The organism is Gammaproteobacteria bacterium (assembly GCA_013817245.1).
Lineage (GTDB): Bacteria > Pseudomonadota > Gammaproteobacteria > HTCC5015 > HTCC5015 > JACDDA01.
On the sequence record JACDDA010000007.1, the window covers coordinates 1 to 21884 of the forward strand.

The following is a 21884-nucleotide window of genomic DNA, read 5'->3' on the forward strand; positions in this document are numbered from 1 at the left end:
CTTGATAGGCTTCGTAGCCACCAAATGCATCTAAGAAAAATACGCCGTCGTCTTTTAACGCAGCGCGTACTTTACTGAAGTATTCGACCAGTTCTGCGCGTTGTTTAAAAATCCAGTAACTAAAGTTCATGGCTAACACTACATCGACGGGTGCGGTTTTAGCGGTGAGTACATTTTCATTTAATAATGTAACGCGTGATTGTTGTTCGGCGGTTAATTTCGCTAAATGATGTTCGCGTCCCCACGCTAATACATCGGCATCTAGATCTACGCCGATGGCGGTATTTTTAGCGTCAAGCGCTACCCATGCTGTTGCACAATGCGCGGTGCCGCAAAAATCTTCGCGGATGGCATGCGCTGCGCGACCACGGATTTCTTTAAAAAGATTCGCGACAAATTCGGTTTCATGTTCGACGTTTTGTACTGATGATTCGTACAACGCGTGTTTGTCTGCTGTTTCTGCACGACCTGGGCCGCTGCGTTGTTTTTTGTGTTTTTTATGTTTCTCTTTTTTATTACGGCTCATTACGATACGACCTCAGTAGATGATGAAACAAATTCGGGATTACGCAAAACAATTTGCAGGGCATTATGTAACACATTAATACCGGCGGTTTTATTACAGACTTGTTCGCAAATATACCGCCGCCAATGACGCGCGCCCGGCATGCCTTGAAATAATCCTAACATAGGCCGTGTCATGTATTTTAAAAACACATCGTTGGCGAGTTGCGATTCTATATAAGGAATATAACGTTCTACAATCTCAACGCGACTGGGTAAATTCGTAGCACCAAATATTTGCCGGCGCACATCTAACAACGCAAAAGGATTGTTATACACTTCGCGGCCTATCATTACGCCATCGACATGATTTAAATGCTCTACGCAATCGTCTACGGTTTTAATGCCACCATTAATGGTAATGGATAAATCGGTCCGCTCGCGTTTTAAACGATACACATTGTCGTACATCAGCGGCGGCACTTCGCGATTTTCTTTTGGGCTTAAGCCTTGCAACCACGCTTTACGTGCGTGCACGATAAACACTTCACAACCTGCTGCGGCTACGTGATCGACAAAACGTCGCAGATCATCGTAGTCATCCATGTCATCTATGCCGAGTCGGCATTTTACAGTAACGGGAATCTCAACTTGATCGCGCATGGCACGCACACAATCTGCCACGCGTTGCGGTTGCGCCATTAAACACGCACCAAAAATACCGGCTTGCACACGGTCACTGGGACAACCGACATTGATATTTACTTCGTTATAACCCCAGTCTTGTGCAATGCGTGCGCACGCGGCCATCTCCGCAGGATCGCTGCCGCCGAGCTGTAATGCCAAGGGATGTTCAGCGGCATTAAAATCTAAAAACCGCGCGCGTTCGCCGTACAAGATTGCGCCGGTGACGACCATTTCGGTATAGAGCAATGCTTCGGGAAACATCAGGCGCAATAAGTACCGACAATGTTTGTCGGTCCAGTCCATCATTGGTGCGACAGAAAAACGTCTATCGATATTATTCATGAGCATCATCAATCGCGCTATTGCATTGACAGCGCAGCAGGAGAAATGACGCGCTGATAAACAAAATGAAGTTTTTGGGCTTTAATAAAACGCGGCGTACGAATTTCAAGGTCTAACTTTAATTGTTGATTAGCCGCATTCAAGGTGTACGTTTCAACAATTTGCGCGCCGGAGCTGGTATTAGTTTCAATGGTTATAATATTGTTAGTTTGTGATGCGACCACTAAGTGCTGGTCAGTTTGATTACTCAAGGTTTGCGTACTGCTAGGATCACTATTGTTTAGATTAATATGCCGAGTGAATTTGTTTGCATAGTGTAATGTTATTGCGCTGCCATCATAGCGTGTTTGCTGCAGAGCAGCTAAAGGGACAATGCTATCAAGATAGCTATACAATTTATCGAGCTGTTGATTTTTAGTATTGGCATTCACTTTAACGACGGTGCCATCTGGATGAGTGGACGTCATCGTCGGGGACATTGCATTAATGCGTTGTAGCTGTTCCCGTACATAAGCTTCATCGCCTTTGAGTCGCTGCCATTCAATAGCGGGAACTGCGTTCCAGGGATTTATTGGCGGCGATGAAATATTTTGAGCGAATGCCGTTTTCTCATCCACAGCAAAAACCGAGCTTAATGCGCTAGTAAAAACCATACTCGCCATTAACACTCGTACAAAACCACCACCATGAAAACTTGCCAGCAATCGCACGTAAACGCTACCCTAAATTTGACCCGGCCATTATAGTGAATACCACCTATTAAAGTATCCAACAAATCATACGATCATGAGCTTACAAACTAAGCAATTCGACAAACTCTCGCCGCAGGTGCTGCGCCTGGTCGCGCCTAATCCCGGGCTGATGACGGGGCCCGGTACCAACACCTATATAATAGATCCCGACAATGCATGGATCATTGACCCGGGCCCGGCTGATCCAGAGCATATCGAACGCATTTTGCAATGTGTCAAAACGGTGCGTGGCATTTTATTAACTCACACTCATCCTGATCATTGGCCCGCCGCCCCGATATTAGCGCAGCGCAGCGGCGCACCTATTTATGCGGCAACACTCGCGATGGGCAACACGCCGGTTACGCCCGATCATCTATTGCACGATCAACAAACGTTCACCACTGCACAAGGGCATATCACCGCCATTCACACGCCTGGGCATGCCTCCAACCATTTTTGTTTTTTATTACAACCAGAGAATTGGCTGCTGACCGGCGACCATATAATGAATGGCTCAACCGTCGTCATCGCGCCACCCGACGGTGACATGCAAGCCTATTTGGATTCGTTAGAAAAACTTAAAACACCTGCGCCCACCTGTTTATTACCCGCGCATGGCGATGTAATAGATGAACCGATTCGCGCGATTGAACAACTAATCGCCCACCGCCTGCGGCGTGAAGCCAAGATATTACACATATTACAGTTAGAACACGGATTGAGTTTAAGCGAACTGGTTAAACTTGTTTATGACGATGTGTCAGCAGAATTACATCCGATCGCACAACAATCTTTGTTAGCGCATCTGTTGAAACTGCAGCAGGAAGATCGTGTCAGTTATAAAAAAAACGTTTGGTATTTACACGCATCTGATTATTAATACCTCCCAACCATACAACAGATATTAAAGGCTAGGCGATTGAGCCCCCACTCTTCCGCCTAGCTAGCACACTTCGCCCAACACACCTATCATTCAATCAATAATATGTGTGCGAGACTGTAAAGAATTTTTATCAAACCTACATCATCCAAATGGATGATAAAAATAGTATTTACGTAATTTATCGCCGCTTAGAAGTACTGCTGAGCAAAATAGGTGCTTTTAATAAACTACTTACTAATTCAGCCTGTCGTCTAGTTTGAGTTTTTGCAAAAATACTTTGCAATTGTGAACGTACGGTATTTTTAGAAACTTGCAAATGGCTAGCAATTTCATTGAGCTCATAACCATTAATTAACTCATTTACCAAACGACTTTCCGCGGGTGTTAATTGATATAAAGCTTCTAATATTTCATAAGGATATTGTAGCTTTTGCTCTACTCGCATAATAAACAAAGTCGCCACAGTCGGTTGGGAAATATAATCCAGCGGTGGGGCTAATTGTCTGGTAGGACAAAAAACCATATTTAAGGGCGACAAATGAGGTTTTGGCGAAGGAATATTTAACGCAGCATCCGCCGCGCCAACCTGTCCCTCCACAATGCGAGCCAACACCGCATCTATTTTAATTTGTAAAGCATGAGACTTGGCGCAAAACTTTCCTTGGCGAATATCTAGTCCATAAGCCTCTCGAAGAATATCTATGGCCGCCCTATTAAAATGCACTACTTTTTTATTAGCATCAAAAAATAACTGGCCAATGGACATTTTATTAAACGCATCATCAACAATTTGTAGCTTAGCTTCGGCTTGTAAAAGTTTTTTAGAGAGGTTCAGCGATTTTTTAATATGGGGAAATAAAAACTCTATGCTCTTTAACTCTTCTTTATTGAAGAAGTCGCCTTTCAATCCCCGCGAAAAACGAATTTGAGCCTGATAATCAACTTCATGCACTGCATATCCACCTCCGCAATAATAGTTATTTTGCGGCTTTAGAAATTCATTGAAATATTGAGACCTTAGAAACTGTTCGCGACTATAAAAATCTTCACTCGCATAGGCAACACCTTCAACCGTTTGAGAAAAAAGCTGAGGGTATGGATCGATACCAGCATAATAAGCGCCGTATTGTTGCAAAGCGGAAGACTCATAACCATGCGCAAAAGCTTGATTAAGCCTGACATCAGAATCAGCACTAATACGTAATAACATAGAATCGCATTGTGTTTGTCGACAGATATTATCGAGGCACGCTTGCCACCGCGTACTATCACTCGCGGCATCATATATATCAGTAATTAAAGCCAATAAATCTAATTGCCTATCTTCCATGATGATGCCCTATTTTAAATTCACCCAACATCCTTCCTAACTTAAAGCTATGACACAAACAAGTGTATTTTTAGATTTTTTTACTTGATGGCGCAAAACTACTATTTTCTATTTATCAAGATTAAATTAACGCTTCTTTTCCAACCCTACTTACCCAAAAATCCAGGCGGTAATTTCCCTTGCAAGCTGCGCATCATGCCTTGCATGCCGCCTTTAGAAAACTTTTTCATCATCGTGCTCATTTCTTTATGTTGTTTAAGCAAACGATTAATGTCTTGAATCTGCGTGCCGGAACCTGCTGCAATGCGACGCTTACGTGAACCACTGATGATGTCGGGTTTTTTGCGTTCGATAGGTGTCATGGAATTAATCATCGCAATTAAACGCCGATTTTTTTTATCATCCATTTGTTTACGAGCTGCTTCTGGCAGTTGCCCCATGCCGGGTAATTTATCTAATAACGCGGCCATGCCGCCCATATTTTCCATCATCAACAATTGATCACGTAAATCATTTAAGTCAAAGCCCTGACCTTTTTTAACTTTCGCTGCGAGTTTTTCTGCTTTTGCCGCGTCGACTTGTTGTCCGGCTTGTTCAATAAGTGATAACACATCACCCATGCCTAAAATACGCGAGGCCATTCGATCGGGATGAAATATTTCTAGTGCGTCAGTTTTTTCACCCATACCAACAAACTTAATTGGTTTGCCGGTGATATAACGAATCGACAATGCAGCACCGCCACGCGCATCACCGTCAAGTTTAGTTAAGATAACGCCAGTTAATGGCAATGCATCATTAAAAACTTTAGCGGTGTTGGCGGCGTCTTGACCCGTCATGCTGTCAACTACAAATAACGTTTCGATCGGTGTGATGGCTTTATGCAGGGTTTTAATTTCGTCCATCATGTCATTGTCAATATGCAAACGACCTGCAGTATCAACAATTAGTACATCTACAAAGGCTTTGCGTGCTTCATCAATTGCACGTGTCGCAATCGTTATGGGGGTTTCGCCCGCGTGACTGGCTGACCACGCGATGTCTAAACTTTGTGCTAAGGTTTTTAATTGTTCAATCGCAGCCGGTCGATAAATATCACAACTGACCAACATAACTTTTTTATTGAGTCTATCGCGCAAGTACCGTGCGAGTTTTGCCGCGCTGGTAGTTTTACCCGCGCCTTGTAAACCGGCTAATAAAATAACGGCTGGCGGTCTTGTAGTAAAATTTAATTCGGTTGCGGCCTCACCCATTAATTGCGTGAGTTCTTGATTAACAATGCGAATAAAACTTTGGCCGGGATTTAAGCTCTCGCTCACTTCTGCACCTAAGGCACGGGTTTTAACTTGCTCGATAAAACCTTTAATCACAGGCAAAGCTACATCGGCTTCGAGCAAGGCCATGCGCACATCACGCATAGCGCTTTGAATGTTTTCTTCGGTTAAACGACCACGACCGGTGACATTTCGCACCACACTGTTTAAACGTTGACTAAGATTTTCAAACATTGGCATTAACCGCTATAAGTGATAACAAGAGTAGAAGGACTATTAATCAAATTGATATTGTTCGTTGCCGACTAAGGCAATGATTTGACGATGCGCTAATAAAGCGCTGCATTGTTTTATAATCACTGCTTCGTCACCGGGTTTCATATGCGTTAGCGCGATCAAGGGTTGATGTTGCAGCTTTTGTAAATCTTGCGCTAACCAATCAGGGCAATAATGTTGTGCAAGTTGTGCGACCGCCGCATCTTCATTGCTAAAAGCACATTCAACGATTAACAAATCTAACGTAGGATAACGATTTAATGCTTGCCACAAACTATCATTTTTCGAAGTGTCACCACTAAATGCAAATACACGTTGACGCTGACTAACAATGTAACCCACCGCTGGTACGGCGTGTGCAACGGCCACTGATTCAATTTTTCTATCGTTTGATAAATAAATAAATGAACCGGCCACTAATGGAATAAATCGCACGACGGGATTTTGCGGATTCGGCAATTCGCTAAAATCAGGCCAGATATGCCAATTAAAAATATGGCGTTTAATCGCATCAATCGTTTCGGGCAGAGCATACACTTGCAGCGGCTCTTCTAATTCGCCAAATAAAGTATCAACCAATAAAGGCAATGTCACCAAATGGTCGAGGTGGCTATGAGTAATGCAGATATGACGAATCTGTCGCATCTCCGCTAGCGACAAATCAGCCGCGCCAGTGCCTGCGTCAATCAACACATCGTTATCAATTAGCAGCGAGGTCGTCCGGCGCTGACCGCCGACCCCGCCACTACAACCTAAAACTCGAATTTGCATGAATCTGTCCCTATCAGGGATTCTTTTGAAAATGCTACTATGAAGCGGAACAAGGTACTGCAACGCCAGCGGGGATTGTAACGGAAAGTTTGCAGCTCTTCACAATCCCGTGCGCCGATCGCGCAATCTGCCGATTGGTTCACGTCTCTGCTTGGATCATATTTAGGCCATATATATGGTATAGAACATCCGCCCACGAAATAATGGAATCGACCTTCATGATGAACAATATTCTTATCGGCATCGCGACGTGCAGTTTTTATGGCATCAGCTGGCTTTTACTCATGTTGCGCTTACGCGACACGCGCAGCACTTACACACCTGGCATGGGCCGAACCGCGTTGTTTCCAGCGTGTCTCGGGGCTTTGTTTCATGTGGGCTTATTAACAGAATTGCTTATCATGCCAACGGGTTTAAGTTTTAGTTTCGCTTATAGCTTAAGTTTATTTACGTGGGTCAGCGTGGTTATTATTTTACTGATGTCGTGGCGCGCAAATGTCGAAACGCTGAACCTGCTTAGCCTACCGATTGCAATCCTGAGTATCGTATTGGCCGTGTTAACACCCGTCCACCAAAATCATGTTACGCATTTAAATCCGCAACTCGAAATTCATATTATTATTTCTATCATTGCGTATTGCGTATTAACCGTTGCCGCTTTGTTAGCCATTCTGCTCGCCATTCAAGATAAACAATTGCATGAGCATCGCATTAGTCGTTTTGTGCAAACCTTGCCAGCATTAGTCACGATGGAAAATTTATTATTCAAAGTGATTGAATCAGGTTTTGTACTTTTAACATTGGCGCTTATTACCGGCTTTGCTTACACGTCTAATTGGTTTAATCACAAAATCATATTTTCAGTTATCGCCTGGTTAGTATTTTTATGTTTATTACTCGGCCGCCATATTGCAGGATGGCGCGGTAAAATCGCCATTCGCTGGACGCTGGGCGGTTTTATGCTGTTAATGCTGGCGTTTTTTGGTAGCAAATTTGTATTAGAAATTATTTTGCATCGTTCTTGATGCTTTAATAATTATAAACATTTTTTAAGGAGCTACTTTTCGCTTGGATACTATTTCGGTCGGCACACTTTTTCTGCTGCTAAGTATTCTTTTATTACTCTCTGCGTGGTTTTCCGGCACCGAAACCGCGCTCATGTCAGTCAATCGTTATCGTCTGCGCCACAAAGCACGTGCGGGCCATCAAGGTGCCATTTTGGTGCTGCGCTTACTCGAACGTCCCGATCGTCTTATTGGGTTGATTTTACTCGGCAATTGCGCGGCTAATTTATCCGCGCCTATTGTCACCACGCTTATTGCGCAGCAATTATTCCCGGAGCAAGTGTCGCTCGCGGTCAGCATCGCTGCCGTGTTATTAATTATTGTGGTGTTGATTTTTTCCGAAGTATTACCCAAAACATTTGCCGCATTACATCCTGAAAAACTTTCATATATCGCAGCGTACGTGTACACGCCTTTACTAAAAATTATGTATGTGTTCGTCTGGTTTATTAATCTTATTGTTAACGGCATTTTGCGTACATTGGGCATTCAATCATCTAACAATGACATAAACCTCAGCAAAGAAGAATTGCACACTGTCGTCAAAGAAGCCTCAGCCTTGCTGAGCACTCGTCACCAAGCAATGTTAATCAGTATTTTAAATTTAGAAAATGCCACAGTCGAAGATATCATGGTGCCGCGCAATGAAGTTATTGGCATAGATTTAAACGATAACTGGAGCGAGATTCTCGAACAATTAAACCATTTCCCGCATACTCGTTTGCCGGTCTACCGAAACAGCATTGATAACATCATCGGCATGCTGCATGTAAAGCGCATTGTGCATTTATTAGCCGAACATCGCGATGAAGACCTCAACAAGAATGTACTGGAAACCGCCGTTACTGAAACTTATTTTATTCCAGAAGGCACATCGTTGATGCAGCAACTGGTAAATTTCCAAAAACAAAAACGGCGCATTGGTTTAGTAGTAGATGAATACGGCGATTTATTAGGTTTGGTTACCTTAGAAGATATTTTAGAAGAAATTGTAGGAAAATTTACTACTGACACTGTTTCTAGCAATAAAGATATTTTATCGCAAATCGACGGCAGTTATCTCATAGACGGCGGCACTCACGTACGGGACATTAATGCTTATTTAAACATAAGCCTGCCTACTGATGATGCAAAAACCTTGAATGGTTTAATCCTAGAACATTTGGAAATGATTCCAGAGCCAGGCACTAGTTTATTAATTAATGAATGCCCTATCGAAATTATTAAAGCGCAAAACAATACCGTTAAGTTGGCGCGACTGTCGCCTTCAAAAGCGCAAAGTATTCAAGCCAATCGCAAAAATGGTTCTCCATCTTCACTATGAGCAAAATCAAAAAACATTATCAATGCAATGAATGCGGCGCTTTGCATATGCAATGGTCGGGACAATGCAGTGATTGCAATGAATGGAACACGCTGCAAGAAGTGATCATCAGCAAATCCAGTAGTCGCGGCCAAATGGCGGGCGATGCCAACAAATCTATTAGTTTATTAAAAAATATCAGCGCGGCCGAAACTACGCGCATTTCTATTGGCTTAGAAGAATTAGATCGTGTGCTCGGCGGCGGTTTAGTTGCAGGTTCGGTTATTTTAATTGGCGGCGATCCCGGCATTGGAAAATCAACTTTATTACTGCAAGTGTTAGCCCAATTAAATACACAATCACCTTGTTTGTATGTTTCGGGTGAAGAATCTTTGCAACAAATATCGTTACGCGCACAACGTTTAAAAATTGATGCAGGTGAATTAAGACTGGCGACTGAAACACGCATTGAAACGGTATTAGCCTTAGCGGAACAAGAAAAACCTCACGTGATGGTGGTCGATTCAATTCAAACCTTGTACACCGATAGTTTAAGCGCAGCACCCGGCTCGGTTAGTCAAGTACGCGAATCGGTCGCACAACTGGTGCGCTTTGCGAAACAATCTAACACTGCCATTTTTATCATCGGCCATGTTACTAAAGAAGGCACGCTCGCAGGGCCACGCGTAGTCGAACACATGGTAGATACGGTTTTATATTTTGAAGGTGATGCGAGTAGTCGTTATCGCATCGTGCGTGCGGTTAAAAATCGTTTCGGCGCGGTGAATGAACTCGGTGTATTTGCAATGACGACCCAAGGTTTAAAAGCCGTTAGCAATCCTTCTGCGATTTTTTTATCACGTCATGAACAACCCGTGCCCGGCAGTATTATTATGGTGACGCGTGAAGGTACGCGTCCATTATTAGTTGAAGTGCAAGCCTTAGTCGATGACAGTCAAGGCAACAATCCACGGCGCGTAACATTAGGCTTAGAACAAAATCGCTTAGCCATGTTATTAGCGGTGTTACATCGACATGGCGGTTTAGCGATGTACAACCAAGATGTTTTCGTTAATGTGGTCGGCGGTGTGCGCGTGACTGAAACGGCGTCTGATTTACCCGTGGTGCTCGCTGCGTTATCGAGTTTTCGGAATCGTCCCTGGGATCATCAATTAGTTACTTTTGGCGAAATTGGTTTAGCCGGTGAAATTCGTCCCGTGCCGAACGGCGAAGAACGTTTAATCGAAGCCTCAAAACTGGGCTTCACGCGCGCCATTGTGCCGATTGCCAATCTGCCCCGTAAATCCGTGCAATTAGATATGGAAATTATCCCGGTGCAACGCATTAGTGACATCATGAATTTAATCTAATTTAAGTTTGACCGAATCTCTGCGACTCGCTACCTTAGCAACCCATTCAGCAGTGCGTTAACACTGCTCGCACGAGGACCTTAACATGGCCAAAAAAGCTACCACCGACAGCTTTGAAAAAAATCTCGCTGATTTAGAAAAGCTCGTGGAACAACTTGAACAAGGCGAGCTAAGTTTAGATAATGCTTTGCAATATTTTGAACGCGGCGTTGCTTTAGCAAAAGCCTGCGAAAAAACGTTACGTGAAGCCGAACAAAAAGTTCAAATTTTAACGCGTCAATCCGCCACTGCAGAACCTGAACCTTTTGCACTGGATGATGATGGCGATGACAATTAAAACTCTTCTATAAAATCTTCCACCATGCCAACTGATTTTGAAAATAAATTAAATGTATTACGGCAACGTGTTGATGCTGCATTAGATTTAGCATTACCGTCTGCCGAAAAATCACCCACACAATTACACGCAGCGATGCGTTATGCCGTCACCGCTGGTGGCAAACGCATACGACCCGTTTTAGTTTACGCTTGCGGCCAAGCCTTAAATATTTCTTTAGACAAATTAGATGCAGCCGCCTGTGCCGTTGAAATGATTCATGCCTATTCACTGGTGCATGATGATTTACCCGCGATGGATGATGATGATTTACGCCGTGGCCAACCCACCTGTCATATCGCATTTGATGAAGCGACTGCAATTTTAGCCGGTGATGCTTTGCAAGCAATGGCATTTGAAGTGTTACTCCAAGCGCCCATTGTGCAAACATCTGCGACGCACGGAATTGCATTAATTCGTACACTCGCACATGCATCCGGTTCTTTAGGTATGGCCGGTGGCCAAGCGATTGATTTAGCGGCGGTTGATCAACAATTAAATCTCGCCGAATTAGAAAACATGCATCGTCATAAAACCGGTGCGTTGATAGAAGCCTGCGCGCTATTAGCGTGTGATAGCAGCGAACAGATTGCTGCCGCGCAACGTCAAGCATTACGCGATTACGCACGCCATGTGGGTTTAGCGTTTCAAATTCAAGACGATATTCTTGATGTTATCGCGGATACAAGCACCTTGGGCAAAACCCAAGGCGCTGATATTGCACGCAATAAACCCACCTATCCCAGTTTGTTAGGCTTAGACGGTGCCCGCGTCAAATTAAACGATACTCACGCACAAGCACTCGCCGCCTTATCTGAATTTGACGATAGCGCGGACTTGTTACGCCAAATCGCTGATTACATCGTCCAGCGCAGTTATTAATTTTCTTATACCCATAAAATAAAAGCCTATTCTCGTAATAAGCAGTGGTCAGGCGCTTTGCGCTACCGGTAAAATGCGCCCAATGACAAAGCCTGATACTTTCCCGCTCCTAAGTCGTATTGATTCGCCTGCCGATCTGCGTGCGCTCAACGATAAACAGCTTCCCGAATTGGCGGATGAATTGCGTCAATTCATTATTCAATCGGTTTCGAGCACGGGCGGCCATTTTGGCGCTAATTTAGGTACGGTCGAACTCAGCATCGCCTTGCATTATGTGTTTAACACGCCCAACGATCGCATTACTTGGGACGTGGGTCATCAAGCCTATGCGCACAAAATTCTTACCGGTCGCCGCGAACGCATGAATAGCATGCGCAAACACGGCGGTTTAAGTCCTTTTCCGAAACGAGCCGAAAGTGAATATGACGCGTTTGGTGTAGGTCATTCCAGCACGTCGATCAGTGCGGCCATGGGCATGGCGCTCGCCAGCCAATTACGCGGCGAAGCCCGTCAATGCATAGCTGTCATTGGCGATGGCGCCATGACCGCCGGCATGGTGTTTGAAGCCTTAAATCACGCCGGTGATGTGTTACCCAATGTGTTAATTGTGTTGAACGACAATGAAATGTCGATTTCTCCGAACGTGGGCGCGTTGAATAAATATTTAACCCGTCTGCTATCCGGAAAAATTTATTCCAGTGTGCGCGAAGGCGGCAAAAAAGTTTTAGAAACCATGCCAAAAGGTTTTGCCGAATTAGCCCGCAAAGCCGAAGAACACGTGAAAGGCATGGTAACGCCGGGCACTTTATTCGAAGAACTAGGCGTGCATTATTTTGGCCCCGTGGATGGCCATGACTTACCTAACTTATTAAAAGTATTAGAAAATCTGAAAGAATTACCGGGGCCAAGACTGCTGCATATCGTCACCAAAAAAGGCAAAGGTTATGCCCGCGCTGAAGAAAAACCGACGGTCTATCACGGCGTTAGCGTCTTTGATCCCGAACTTGGTTTACCCGCCGCGCAAGCAGGTGGCAGTCCTACTTATACTCAGGTGTTTAGTGACTGGTTATGCGATATGGCCGCGCACGATGAACGCTTAGTGGGCATTACGCCGGCTATGCGCGAAGGTTCAGGCTTGGTGGAATTTGAACAACGATTCCCCACCCGTTATTTCGATGTTGGCATCGCCGAACAACACGCGGTAACGCTAGCAGCGGGTATGGCATGCGAAGGCATCAAACCGGTAGTGGCAATTTATTCGACTTTCTTGCAGCGCGGCTACGATCAATTAGTCCACGATGTCGTGATTCAAGATTTACCGGTGTTATTCGCCATCGATCGCGCCGGTTTAGTGGGTCAAGACGGGCCTACCCATGCAGGTAGTTTTGATATCAGCTTTTTACGCTGCTTACCGAATATGCTGCTGATGGCGCCTGCGGATGAAAACGAATGCCGGCAAATGTTAAGCACGGGGTTCTTACATAAAGGCCCAGCTGCTGTGCGTTACCCACGCGGTAAAGGCGCAGGCGTTGCGGTAACCGCCGGTTTAGAACCTTTAGCCATTGGCAAAGGTGAGATTCGCCGCCACGGCCAAGAAGTAGCTATTTTAGCGTTTGGCGCCTTAGTTCAACCCAGCTTAGAAACCGCAGAAGCGTTTAACGCCACGGTCGTCAATATGCGTTTTATCAAGCCGCTGGATAAAGAGCTATTGCAACAGATTGCCAGTCAACACGCTTATTTAGTCACTACCGAAGAAAACGCCATTCCTGGCGGCGCCGGCGCTGCCATTAGCGAGGCTTTGGCCGAATTGAATATCGTATTACCCGTATTACACATTGGTTTACCCGATAGCTTCACCCAACACGGCAGTCGCGAAGAAATGCTCAGCGCTGCAGGTCTGGATGCCGCCGGTTTACAACAACAGATCCAAACATGGTTGAATAAACAAAGCGGCTGGTGCGAGCACCACCCCGCAATTGCCACTCGAACTAATCTCGGGTAATCTCCCACTAAATTACTCAACTTTTCGACAGACTGTATACAAGCCCTATGCCTCTTTACACCTTAAAAATCCTGACAGATTTTGCTTCAGCTCATACCTTGCGGGGTTATCCCGGCGCTTGTGCGCGCATGCATGGTCATAATTGGAAAGTCGAAGTCGAAGTACAAGCGCAGCAACTCGATGAGCTGGGTATCGCCATTGATTTTAAAACTATACGCCGCGAAACCAATGCCATTTGTGATCGGCTAGATCATCACTATTTAAACGATATAGAACCGTTTACCGAGATTAACCCTACTGCGGAAAATATTGCCGCTTATTTATTTAACGCTATCGCGACTGTAATTAACAATGAACGTGTGCGGGTTTCTGCCGTCACACTCTGGGAAACCGATCGCGCCTGTGTGCGCTATACCGAATAGGCAAACTTATGTCTAAATCTACGCTCAATTCTGACCATACCGCTGCGCCAATGGCGGATGTACAAGGCAGTAAAGATTCACGTCATATTGCGATTGATCAAGTCGGCATCAAAGCGATTCGCCATCCTGTTCAAGTCAGTGATCGTAGTGACGGCGTGCAACACACAATTGCACATTTCAATATGTATGTGCATTTGCCACAGCAATTTAAAGGCACACACATGTCACGTTTTGTGGAGATTCTAAATTCTCACGAACGCGCCATCACCGTGCAATCCTTCCAAGAAATGTTGCGTGAAATGGTTGAACGTTTAGAAGCAGAATCTGGCCATATCGAAATGAGCTTTCCCTATTTTGTTAACAAAGCCGCGCCTGTCAGTGGCGTAAAAAGTTTATTAGATTACGAAGTTACTTTTATTGGTGAGATTCGTCAAAATGTTGTGTATATGCACACGAAAGTAGTCGTGCCTGTTACTAGCTTATGCCCTTGCTCAAAAAAGATTTCCGATTACGGCGCTCATAATCAACGTTCACACGTCACCATTACCGCGCGCACCAGTGAATTTGTTTGGATAGAAGAATTAATTGATATCGTCGAAGATACCGCGTCTTGCGAATTATATGGTTTGTTAAAACGGCCGGATGAAAAATATGTTACTGAACGCGCTTATGACAATCCGAAATTTGTTGAGGATATGGTGCGCGACGTTGCGACTAAATTAAATGACGATACGCGCATTCGTTCCTATGTTGTTGAATCCGAAAATTTCGAATCTATTCACAATCACTCCGCGTATGCTTTAATCAAACGCGATAAAGATGCTGAACAATAATTATTGTTTAATTATTTTCATCTTCTTTGACTTTTACGGGTTTAGTTAATTCTTTATCGTCAGGTACTAACGTCGTATCTTCTGGTTTGCTTAACTCTATTTGCAATTCTGCCAAAATAGGCGGCTCCACCAAATCGGCTGGATGATAGGGTTTTTGTTGCACCACTTCATCAATTGCAGGAATGTTATAAGTCGATTGCGTTTCAACCGCTTTTACACCGGGCGGATAACGTACAGGGGCTGCCGCTTGTGCGCTCATATACACAGGTAAAGGTTCTTTTTTCGGATCACTGCTACAAGCAGCCAATAACAACACGATAAAAACTAAACTTATTCTCATAAAATCTCCGCTTGTTGCAATGCCGCACGAACGCGTGAACGACAAGACTCTGATAACCACGTCATCGGTAATCGAATACCGGTTTTGATCAAACCCATTTCATTTAACGCCCATTTAACTGGAATAGGATTCGCTTCAATAAATAAATCTTGATGCAAACCCTGCAGTTTTTTATCCAGCATCATCGCGCTATCCGCATCACCCGCAAGCGCGGCGTCACACACTTGGCGCATAGCAGCAGGCGCAATATTATTAGTGACAGAAATCACACCATCAGCGCCGGCTAACATAGCTTCGACGGCCGTTGCATCATCACCTGAATAAATAGCAAATTCTTTGCCGCATAATTCACGAATTTCACGAATGCGCGGAATATCGCCCATCGCTTCTTTGATGCCGATGATGTTGGAAATTTTACTTAAACGCGCAACAGTGGCAGCTTTCATATCCACCGCCGTGCGGCCGGGAACATTGTATAAAATCTGCGGAATATCAACCGCGGCGGCAATCGCTTGATGATGTAAAAATAAACCTTCTTGCGTAGGCTTGTTGTAATAAGGCGTCACCAACAAACATGCATCAGCACCCACCGACTGCGCTTGTTGTGTCATATAAATAGCTTCAGACGTAGCATTAGCACCGGTACCGGCAATAACGGGCACTCGACCATTCACCATCTGTACGACACGACGAATGACTTCGGTATGTTCATCAAAATCTAATGTGGCTGATTCACCCGTGGTACCAACCGCCACAATGCCTTGCGTACCTTGTTCACAATGCCAATTAATCAAATATTCCAGTGCCGCATAATCAACTGCGCCATCGGGCTGCATCGGCGTAACCAAGGCCACTAAACTGCCGCGAAACATAGTATTACCTCATTAAAAATCAGCACCGTGATAATCGGTAACATTGCGCTGATATCATTCAAAAAGACGGGGAAATGTGCGGGCATGGTACTGCTGGGCTTGAGCAATGACAACTCCTAGACGGAAAAGAATATACTGACAACGGTGCGTTTGAATGCTTGCATGAAATATTCGATGCGGTACACTGAAGTAACACTGAGGCAACCGACAGCAACATGCCGATAGCTACATTAGGAAAGAAAGTTCCTGCTTTTAAAGTACCCGCAACGGGTAACACGCCTCTGACTCATCAAGATTTGCGCGCACAACTTTCTATTCTGTATTTTTATCCTAAAGATAATACGCCTGGCTGTACGCAAGAAGGCCACGATTTTCGCGATCACCACGCCGCCTTCAAAAAATTAGGCGCGGCAATTTACGGCGTCTCGCGCGACACCTTAACAAGCCATGAAAAATTCAAAATCAAACACGCATTTCCTTTTGAGCTAATCGCGGATAGCGAGGAAACCTTATGTGTTTTATTTGATGTTATCCAAATGAAAAATTTATATGGTAAAAAAGTGTTAGGTATAGAACGTAGCACCTTTCTCATTGACCAAGAAGGTGTGTTACAGCAAGCGTGGCGCAAAGTTAAAGTTAAAGGGCATGTCGAAGAAGTACTGGCTGCCGTTAAAACTTTTAATCGCGCTTAATATTAACTCCATCACGAGGTAACACCCTTGCGCTTATTTGTATTAGATTCTTCCGTGCTGATGCACGACCCCTCTGCCTTATTTCGTTTTCAAGAACACGATGTTTATATTCCGATGGTGGTGCTGGAAGAGCTCGATGGCGGCAAACGCGGTATGTCAGAAGCTTCGCGTAATGCGCGCCAAGCGAGTCGGTTTCTTGATGATTTAGTAAAAAGTATCGGCAACCAACCCATCGAACAAGGCATTACCATTAATCCTTTAGGTTTAAGTGGTAATTTACACGGCCACGCTAAAGGCGTGAGTCCAACGGGTAAATTATTTTTCCAAATTCAACAACACAACGTCGCTTTACCTGTTGGGTTACCCGGCGGAAAAAATGATAACAACATCCTTGCTACCGCACTCGCCGCTCGCGATACGCGTCCCGAATATGATGTTACGCTCGTTTCTAAAGATATTAATTTACGTTTAAAAGCACGCGTCATTGGCATTAATGCTGAAGATTATTTCAGTGATCAAGCCTTAGACGATGTTAGCTTATTACCCACTGGCATGGCGCAATTGCCAGACGATTTTTGGGATACGCACAGCAAAGACATGGAATCGTGGCAACAAGAAGGCCGTACATTTTATCGTCTAACCGGCCCGCTTGTTGAGCATTGGCAATTAAGTCAGTGTATTTATCTCGGTGATGGCAGTGAATTTCAAGCCATTGTGCGGAGCATAAACGATGACCAAGCCGTGGTTGAATTAGCGCATAACTACATGAATCCGAAACATTCAGTATGGGGAATTACCGCGCGTAATCTCGGCCAAAATTTTGCGCTGAATTTATTGATGGATCCCGATATTGATTTTGTAACGTTGTTAGGTATCGCCGGTACTGGCAAAACCTTACTCGCACTCGCAGCGGGTTTAACTCAAACATTGGAAAGCAAACGCTTCAAAGAAATCATCATGACGCGCGTCACTGTACCTGTCGGTGAAGATATTGGTTTTTTACCCGGCACGGAAGAAGAAAAAATGACACCGTGGATGGGCGCTTTGATGGACAACTTAGAAGTGTTAACGTCACCACAAGGTAACAGTCAATGGGAACGTCAGGCTACGAATGATTTAATCGCTAGCCGTATTAAAATTCGTTCGTTGAATTTTATGCGAGGACGTACTTTCCAAAGCAAATATATCATTATTGATGAAGCTCAAAATCTCACCGCTAAACAAATGAAAACGTTGATTACCCGTTGCGGGCCCGGCTCAAAAATTGTTTGTTTAGGCAATGTTCAGCAAATTGATACGCCTTATTTAACCGAAACAACATCGGGCCTGACCTATGTTGTTGATCGTTTCAAAGGCTGGCCTTATAGCGGTCACATTACCCTGCTACGCGGCGAACGTTCACGACTCGCCGATCACGCTTCCGAAGTCCTTTAAGATAATTCACGCCCGCTTTGTGGGCGTGAATCCTATATAATCAACTCACTGCAACAAGGATTTGGGAATCCCCAAAGCAGCAAGCTAACGCTCAATATATGACGTAAAGCCTTAAATACCCTTTAATATCGTGGAGACAAAAATATGTTTAAAACTTTTTTAATATATGCCAGCACCGCATTTATTAGCTTAGTGTTCATCGCCAGCGCCAATGCTGCGATGTATCGCGTAACTGATGATAAAGGTAATGTAAGTTATACGGATAAACGACCCAAAGAAGAAGGTCAAGATGTTCAACGTATGACAACTTCTTCTGGCCCTCGCCCCGATAACGATGACAGCGCCACCAGCAACACAGATGCAAATAAAGACAAAGACAAAGACAATACTAAAACCGATGCTAACGCTAATGCAGCCAAAGACAAAACCGCCGCCGCTGCCGCACAAAAAGATAATAAAGAAAACTGTGAAAAATTACGCGCTAATTTAGCAACATTGCAAAGCAGTGGTCGCATCCGTGTCGCTAAAGATAATGGCGAAACCGAAGTAATGCCCGACGAAGAAAAAGAAAAAACGATGCAAGAAACTCAAGATCGCATCGCCAAAGAATGCAAATAATGTTTAATGACTAAACCCCGCTTCTACAACACAGGGATGTGTTGATATTTTTACTTAAGCACCACACTATTTAAACACTACACCGATTACATAAAACTCATGCGCACATCACAATTTCCTATTAGCACCATCAAAGAAACGCCTGCGGATGCAGAAGTTATCAGTCATCAACTTATGTTGCGAGCTGGCTTGATTCGTCGCTTAGCGGCTGGTTTATATACGTGGACACCGTTGGGTCTGCGCGTATTACGCAAAGTCGAAGCCGTGATTCGCGAAGAAATGAATAATGCCGGCGCCTTAGAATTACTTATGCCCACCGTGCAGCCTGCTGAACTATGGCAAGAATCGCAACGTTGGCAACAATACGGCCCTGAATTATTACGCATTCGTGATCGCCATGATCGCGAATATTGTTACGGCCCTACGCATGAAGAAGTTATTACTGATTACGCGCGACGCGAATTAAAAAGCTATAAACAATTACCCATTAATTTTTATCAAATCCAATTAAAATTCCGCGATGAAATACGCCCGCGTTTTGGCGTCATGCGTTCACGCGAATTTATTATGAAAGACGCTTATTCATTCCACGCTGACAGCGACTCCTTGCAAGCTACTTACGATGCCATGCATCGCGCCTATACCAATATTTTTACGCGCTTAGGTTTAAAATTTCGCGCCGTCGCTGCTGATGCGGGTTCTATTGGCGGCAATCGTTCACAAGAATTTCACGTGCTCGCCGATAGCGGCGAAGATGCCATCGCGTTTTCAAATCAAAGCGATTACGCGGCTAATCTTGAATTAGCGGTTGCAGTAGCCCCTCAAACACCTCGACCTAATGCAAGCGAATCTGCCAGCTTAGTGGATACGCCGCATCAAAAAACGATAGACGAAGTAGCTAAAAAATTAACTATAAAAGCCGCGCAATGCTTAAAAACATTAATCGTTAACGGCGTAGATAATAGTTTAATCGCATTGGTTTTACGCGGTGATCACACCTTAAACGAAATCAAAGTAGCTAAATTACCTAATATCGCCGAGCCTTTTAGTTTCGCTAGCGAAGAAGCCATTCGCAATGTTTTATCTTGCGGCCCCGGCTCTATAGGTCCTAAAGATCTCGGTATAACATTAATTGTTGATCACGCAGCAGCGCAGCTCGCTGATTTTGTCTGCGGCGCTAATCAAGACGGTAAACATTGGCGCGGCATGAATTGGGGACGTGATTTACCAGAACCCACAACAGCAGATATTCGCAACGTCGTAGCAGGTGACGCTAGTCCTGATGGACAAGGTACATTAGAAATTGTACGCGGCATTGAAGTAGGACATATTTTTCAGTTAGGCGACAAATACAGCAAAGCCATGAACACTACCGTATTAGATGAGAATGGTAAAAGTATTATCATGCAAATGGGTTGTTACGGCATCGGCGTTACGCGCGTCGTCGCTGCTGCGATTGAACAAAATCACGATGCGAATGGCATTATTTGGCCAGCTCAACTGGCACCTTTTGATATTGCTTTAGTGCCTATTAATTTACAAAAATCACCACGCCTCACCGAAGCCGTCGAACAACTCTACAACGACTTACGCAATGCAGGTGTTAGCGTTTTATTAGATGATCGTAATGCACGCCCGGGCGTTATGTTTGCGGATATGGAATTAATTGGCATTCCGCATCGCATCGTCATCAGCGATCGTGGTCTCGATGAAGGCTTAGTCGAATACAAAAATCGGCGTGGCGATGTCGAGAAAAAAATTCCGCTAACACAATTACAATTTGCATTAAAAGAAATCATGCTCGGTAAACACTAAATAGATGAAGCATTAAACAAATGAAATATTTAAACGTCACAGCACTGTTTATAATATTCAGTCTCGCGAATACGCCGGCCATCGCTGATTCACAATATCAGCGTCAAGCACCCACGCCAGAATTGCGCGCCTTATTAAAAGCCGCCATTCACGATGCCAGTAGTTTTGAAGATCGTTTTGAAGCGGAAGTCTGGCTAATGGACATGAGCATGCGCATGTCGCGTTATCTAAAAGATACACAAGAGCGTTTGACTATTTTGCATACAACTCATCACGAAGCTAAGCGCGTTAAATTGTCTCCCGAACTCGTGTTAGCTGTCATGGATGTTGAAAGTCGTTTTAATCGCTACGCGATCTCAAGCGTGGGTGCGCAAGGCTTAATGCAAGTCATGCCGTTTTGGCGCAAAGAACTTAATGAACCACAAGCTAATTTGTTTAATATAAAAACTAATTTACGAATGGGCACCACTATTTTGCGTTATTACTACGACATGGAAAAAGGCGATTTACGCAAAGCACTCGCGCGCTATAACGGCAGCGTAGGCAAACGCAAATATCCTGATAAAGTTTTTACCGCATTAAGCGAGCGGTGGTTTGTGAAATAAGATCTTTCGAAGTGGTCGTTAAAGCGAGGTAATTTCAAGGCCTTTTTACAAGAGCCCTTTTATAGGTGACTTTTGACGTCACTAATAATGGCGGGGCACTAACTCCAATTTAAGATCTATGCCTTTATTTTTCAAAGCGCTCTCATATTCTTTTTTTTGTTAATCCCATATTTAAAACCTTGGTAGATTTATCATAAATAAAATATCCGTAAGCTTGATCTGTAAAACCGGCTGACTCAACAACTTTATGAGCAGGCACTTCTCTAAGACCGACTATGTAGCGTTTATTATCTATAGCCTTGCTTACATTTGGATTGACTAATACATTATCATTTGGATCTACAATCAAATTAGCTCCACCATATACTGTTTCGTATTGATAACCATCTTGAAGTTGAATCTCAGGCATTTCGTCGCAACCCATCAAAACACAAAACAAACTAAATATCACGTAT

Annotated in this window: 23 protein-coding genes; 14 read left to right on the forward strand and 9 right to left on the reverse strand. The window is 44.2% G+C overall.

The genetic code is table 11. The features are described from left to right. The 3 genes from H0W44_08950 to H0W44_08960 form a co-directional block, all read right to left on the reverse strand. A partial coding sequence (locus tag H0W44_08950) for a class I SAM-dependent methyltransferase (GenBank protein MBA3582562.1) occupies window positions 1-526 on the reverse strand: 526 nt, incomplete at its 3' end. After that, window positions 526-1533, reverse strand: a complete 1008-nt coding sequence (gene dusA / locus H0W44_08955) for a tRNA dihydrouridine(20/20a) synthase DusA (GenBank protein ID MBA3582563.1) — start codon at window positions 1531-1533, stop codon at window positions 526-528. The genes H0W44_08950 and dusA, both read right to left, overlap by 1 nt. Window positions 1534-1550: 17 nt before the next feature. Beyond that, the gene (locus tag H0W44_08960) at window positions 1551-2243 is read right to left on the reverse strand and encodes a hypothetical protein (protein ID MBA3582564.1); all 693 of its coding nucleotides are present in this window, start codon (window positions 2241-2243) and stop codon (window positions 1551-1553) included. Between the two features lie 76 nt (window positions 2244-2319). Here H0W44_08960 and H0W44_08965 point away from each other — a divergent pair, with 76 nt between their 5' ends. Further along, entirely contained in the window at window positions 2320-3147 is an 828-nt protein-coding gene (locus H0W44_08965; GenBank protein MBA3582565.1) for an MBL fold metallo-hydrolase, read from the forward strand. Between the two features lie 181 nt (window positions 3148-3328). Here H0W44_08965 and H0W44_08970 read toward each other — a convergent pair whose 3' ends face one another. The 3 genes from H0W44_08970 to H0W44_08980 all read right to left on the reverse strand — a co-directional run bounded on the left by H0W44_08970 (window position 3329) and on the right by H0W44_08980 (window position 6801). Further along, window positions 3329-4360: a helix-turn-helix transcriptional regulator gene (locus tag H0W44_08970; GenBank protein ID MBA3582566.1), complete on the reverse strand. Its 1032-nt coding sequence runs from the start codon at window positions 4358-4360 to the stop codon at window positions 3329-3331. A gap of 266 nt (window positions 4361-4626) precedes the next feature. Next, window positions 4627-5988 carry a signal recognition particle protein gene (ffh, locus tag H0W44_08975; protein ID MBA3582567.1) on the reverse strand — a complete coding sequence of 454 codons (1362 nt, stop codon included), beginning with the start codon at window positions 5986-5988 and terminating at the stop codon, window positions 4627-4629. A gap of 42 nt (window positions 5989-6030) precedes the next feature. Beyond that, window positions 6031-6801, reverse strand: coding sequence for a 3',5'-cyclic-nucleotide phosphodiesterase (locus H0W44_08980; protein MBA3582568.1), 771 nt, complete (start codon window positions 6799-6801; stop codon window positions 6031-6033). 218 nt (window positions 6802-7019) lie between these two features. Here H0W44_08980 and ccsA point away from each other — a divergent pair, with 218 nt between their 5' ends. The 8 genes from ccsA to H0W44_09020 all read left to right on the forward strand — a co-directional run bounded on the left by ccsA (window position 7020) and on the right by H0W44_09020 (window position 15053). Next, window positions 7020-7826, forward strand: a complete 807-nt coding sequence (gene ccsA, locus H0W44_08985) for a cytochrome c biogenesis protein CcsA (GenBank protein ID MBA3582569.1) — start codon at window positions 7020-7022, stop codon at window positions 7824-7826. Between the two features lie 43 nt (window positions 7827-7869). Further along, a complete protein-coding gene (locus H0W44_08990; protein MBA3582570.1) occupies window positions 7870-9189 on the forward strand; it encodes an HlyC/CorC family transporter in 1320 nt (439 codons plus the stop codon). Further along, complete coding sequence (gene radA, locus H0W44_08995; GenBank protein ID MBA3582571.1) at window positions 9186-10538, forward strand: DNA repair protein RadA; 1353 nt, start codon at window positions 9186-9188, stop codon at window positions 10536-10538. Before H0W44_08990 ends, radA begins: the two co-directional genes overlap by 4 nt. 85 nt (window positions 10539-10623) lie before the next feature. Next, a complete protein-coding gene (locus tag H0W44_09000) occupies window positions 10624-10875 on the forward strand; it encodes an exodeoxyribonuclease VII small subunit (protein MBA3582572.1) in 252 nt (83 codons plus the stop codon). A 24-nt stretch (window positions 10876-10899) separates the two neighbouring features. Next, the gene (ispA, locus tag H0W44_09005; protein ID MBA3582573.1) at window positions 10900-11796 is read left to right on the forward strand and encodes a (2E,6E)-farnesyl diphosphate synthase; all 897 of its coding nucleotides are present in this window, start codon (window positions 10900-10902) and stop codon (window positions 11794-11796) included. Between the two features lie 82 nt (window positions 11797-11878). Further along, window positions 11879-13798 (forward strand): 1-deoxy-D-xylulose-5-phosphate synthase, encoded by a 1920-nt coding sequence (gene dxs / locus H0W44_09010; GenBank protein MBA3582574.1) that lies wholly within the window; start codon window positions 11879-11881, stop codon window positions 13796-13798. 47 nt (window positions 13799-13845) lie between these two features. Beyond that, the gene (queD, locus tag H0W44_09015) at window positions 13846-14220 is read left to right on the forward strand and encodes a 6-carboxytetrahydropterin synthase QueD (protein ID MBA3582575.1); all 375 of its coding nucleotides are present in this window, start codon (window positions 13846-13848) and stop codon (window positions 14218-14220) included. 8 nt (window positions 14221-14228) lie between these two features. Further along, window positions 14229-15053 (forward strand): GTP cyclohydrolase I FolE2, encoded by an 825-nt coding sequence (locus H0W44_09020; protein ID MBA3582576.1) that lies wholly within the window; start codon window positions 14229-14231, stop codon window positions 15051-15053. 7 nt (window positions 15054-15060) lie between these two features. Here H0W44_09020 and H0W44_09025 read toward each other — a convergent pair whose 3' ends face one another. Continuing rightward, window positions 15061-15393 (reverse strand): hypothetical protein, encoded by a 333-nt coding sequence (locus H0W44_09025; protein MBA3582577.1) that lies wholly within the window; start codon window positions 15391-15393, stop codon window positions 15061-15063. After that, window positions 15390-16265: a 4-hydroxy-tetrahydrodipicolinate synthase gene (locus tag H0W44_09030; protein ID MBA3582578.1), complete on the reverse strand. Its 876-nt coding sequence runs from the start codon at window positions 16263-16265 to the stop codon at window positions 15390-15392. Before H0W44_09030 ends, H0W44_09025 begins: the two co-directional genes overlap by 4 nt. 215 nt (window positions 16266-16480) lie before the next feature. Here H0W44_09030 and H0W44_09035 point away from each other — a divergent pair, with 215 nt between their 5' ends. From H0W44_09035 to H0W44_09055, 5 genes are all read left to right on the forward strand, one after another. Then, window positions 16481-16957, forward strand: coding sequence for a peroxiredoxin (locus H0W44_09035; GenBank protein MBA3582579.1), 477 nt, complete (start codon window positions 16481-16483; stop codon window positions 16955-16957). Window positions 16958-17017: 60 nt separating this feature from the next. Further along, complete coding sequence (locus H0W44_09040; GenBank protein MBA3582580.1) at window positions 17018-18391, forward strand: PhoH family protein; 1374 nt, start codon at window positions 17018-17020, stop codon at window positions 18389-18391. Between the two features lie 144 nt (window positions 18392-18535). Further along, window positions 18536-19009 (forward strand): DUF4124 domain-containing protein, encoded by a 474-nt coding sequence (locus H0W44_09045; protein MBA3582581.1) that lies wholly within the window; start codon window positions 18536-18538, stop codon window positions 19007-19009. Window positions 19010-19108: 99 nt separating this feature from the next. Continuing rightward, window positions 19109-20824: a proline--tRNA ligase gene (locus H0W44_09050; GenBank protein ID MBA3582582.1), complete on the forward strand. Its 1716-nt coding sequence runs from the start codon at window positions 19109-19111 to the stop codon at window positions 20822-20824. Between the two features lie 20 nt (window positions 20825-20844). Continuing rightward, window positions 20845-21429 (forward strand): lytic transglycosylase domain-containing protein, encoded by a 585-nt coding sequence (locus H0W44_09055; protein MBA3582583.1) that lies wholly within the window; start codon window positions 20845-20847, stop codon window positions 21427-21429. A gap of 142 nt (window positions 21430-21571) precedes the next feature. Here H0W44_09055 and H0W44_09060 read toward each other — a convergent pair whose 3' ends face one another. Beyond that, entirely contained in the window at window positions 21572-21838 is a 267-nt protein-coding gene (locus H0W44_09060) for a hypothetical protein (GenBank protein ID MBA3582584.1), read from the reverse strand. Window positions 21839-21884: the final 46 nt, after the last annotated feature.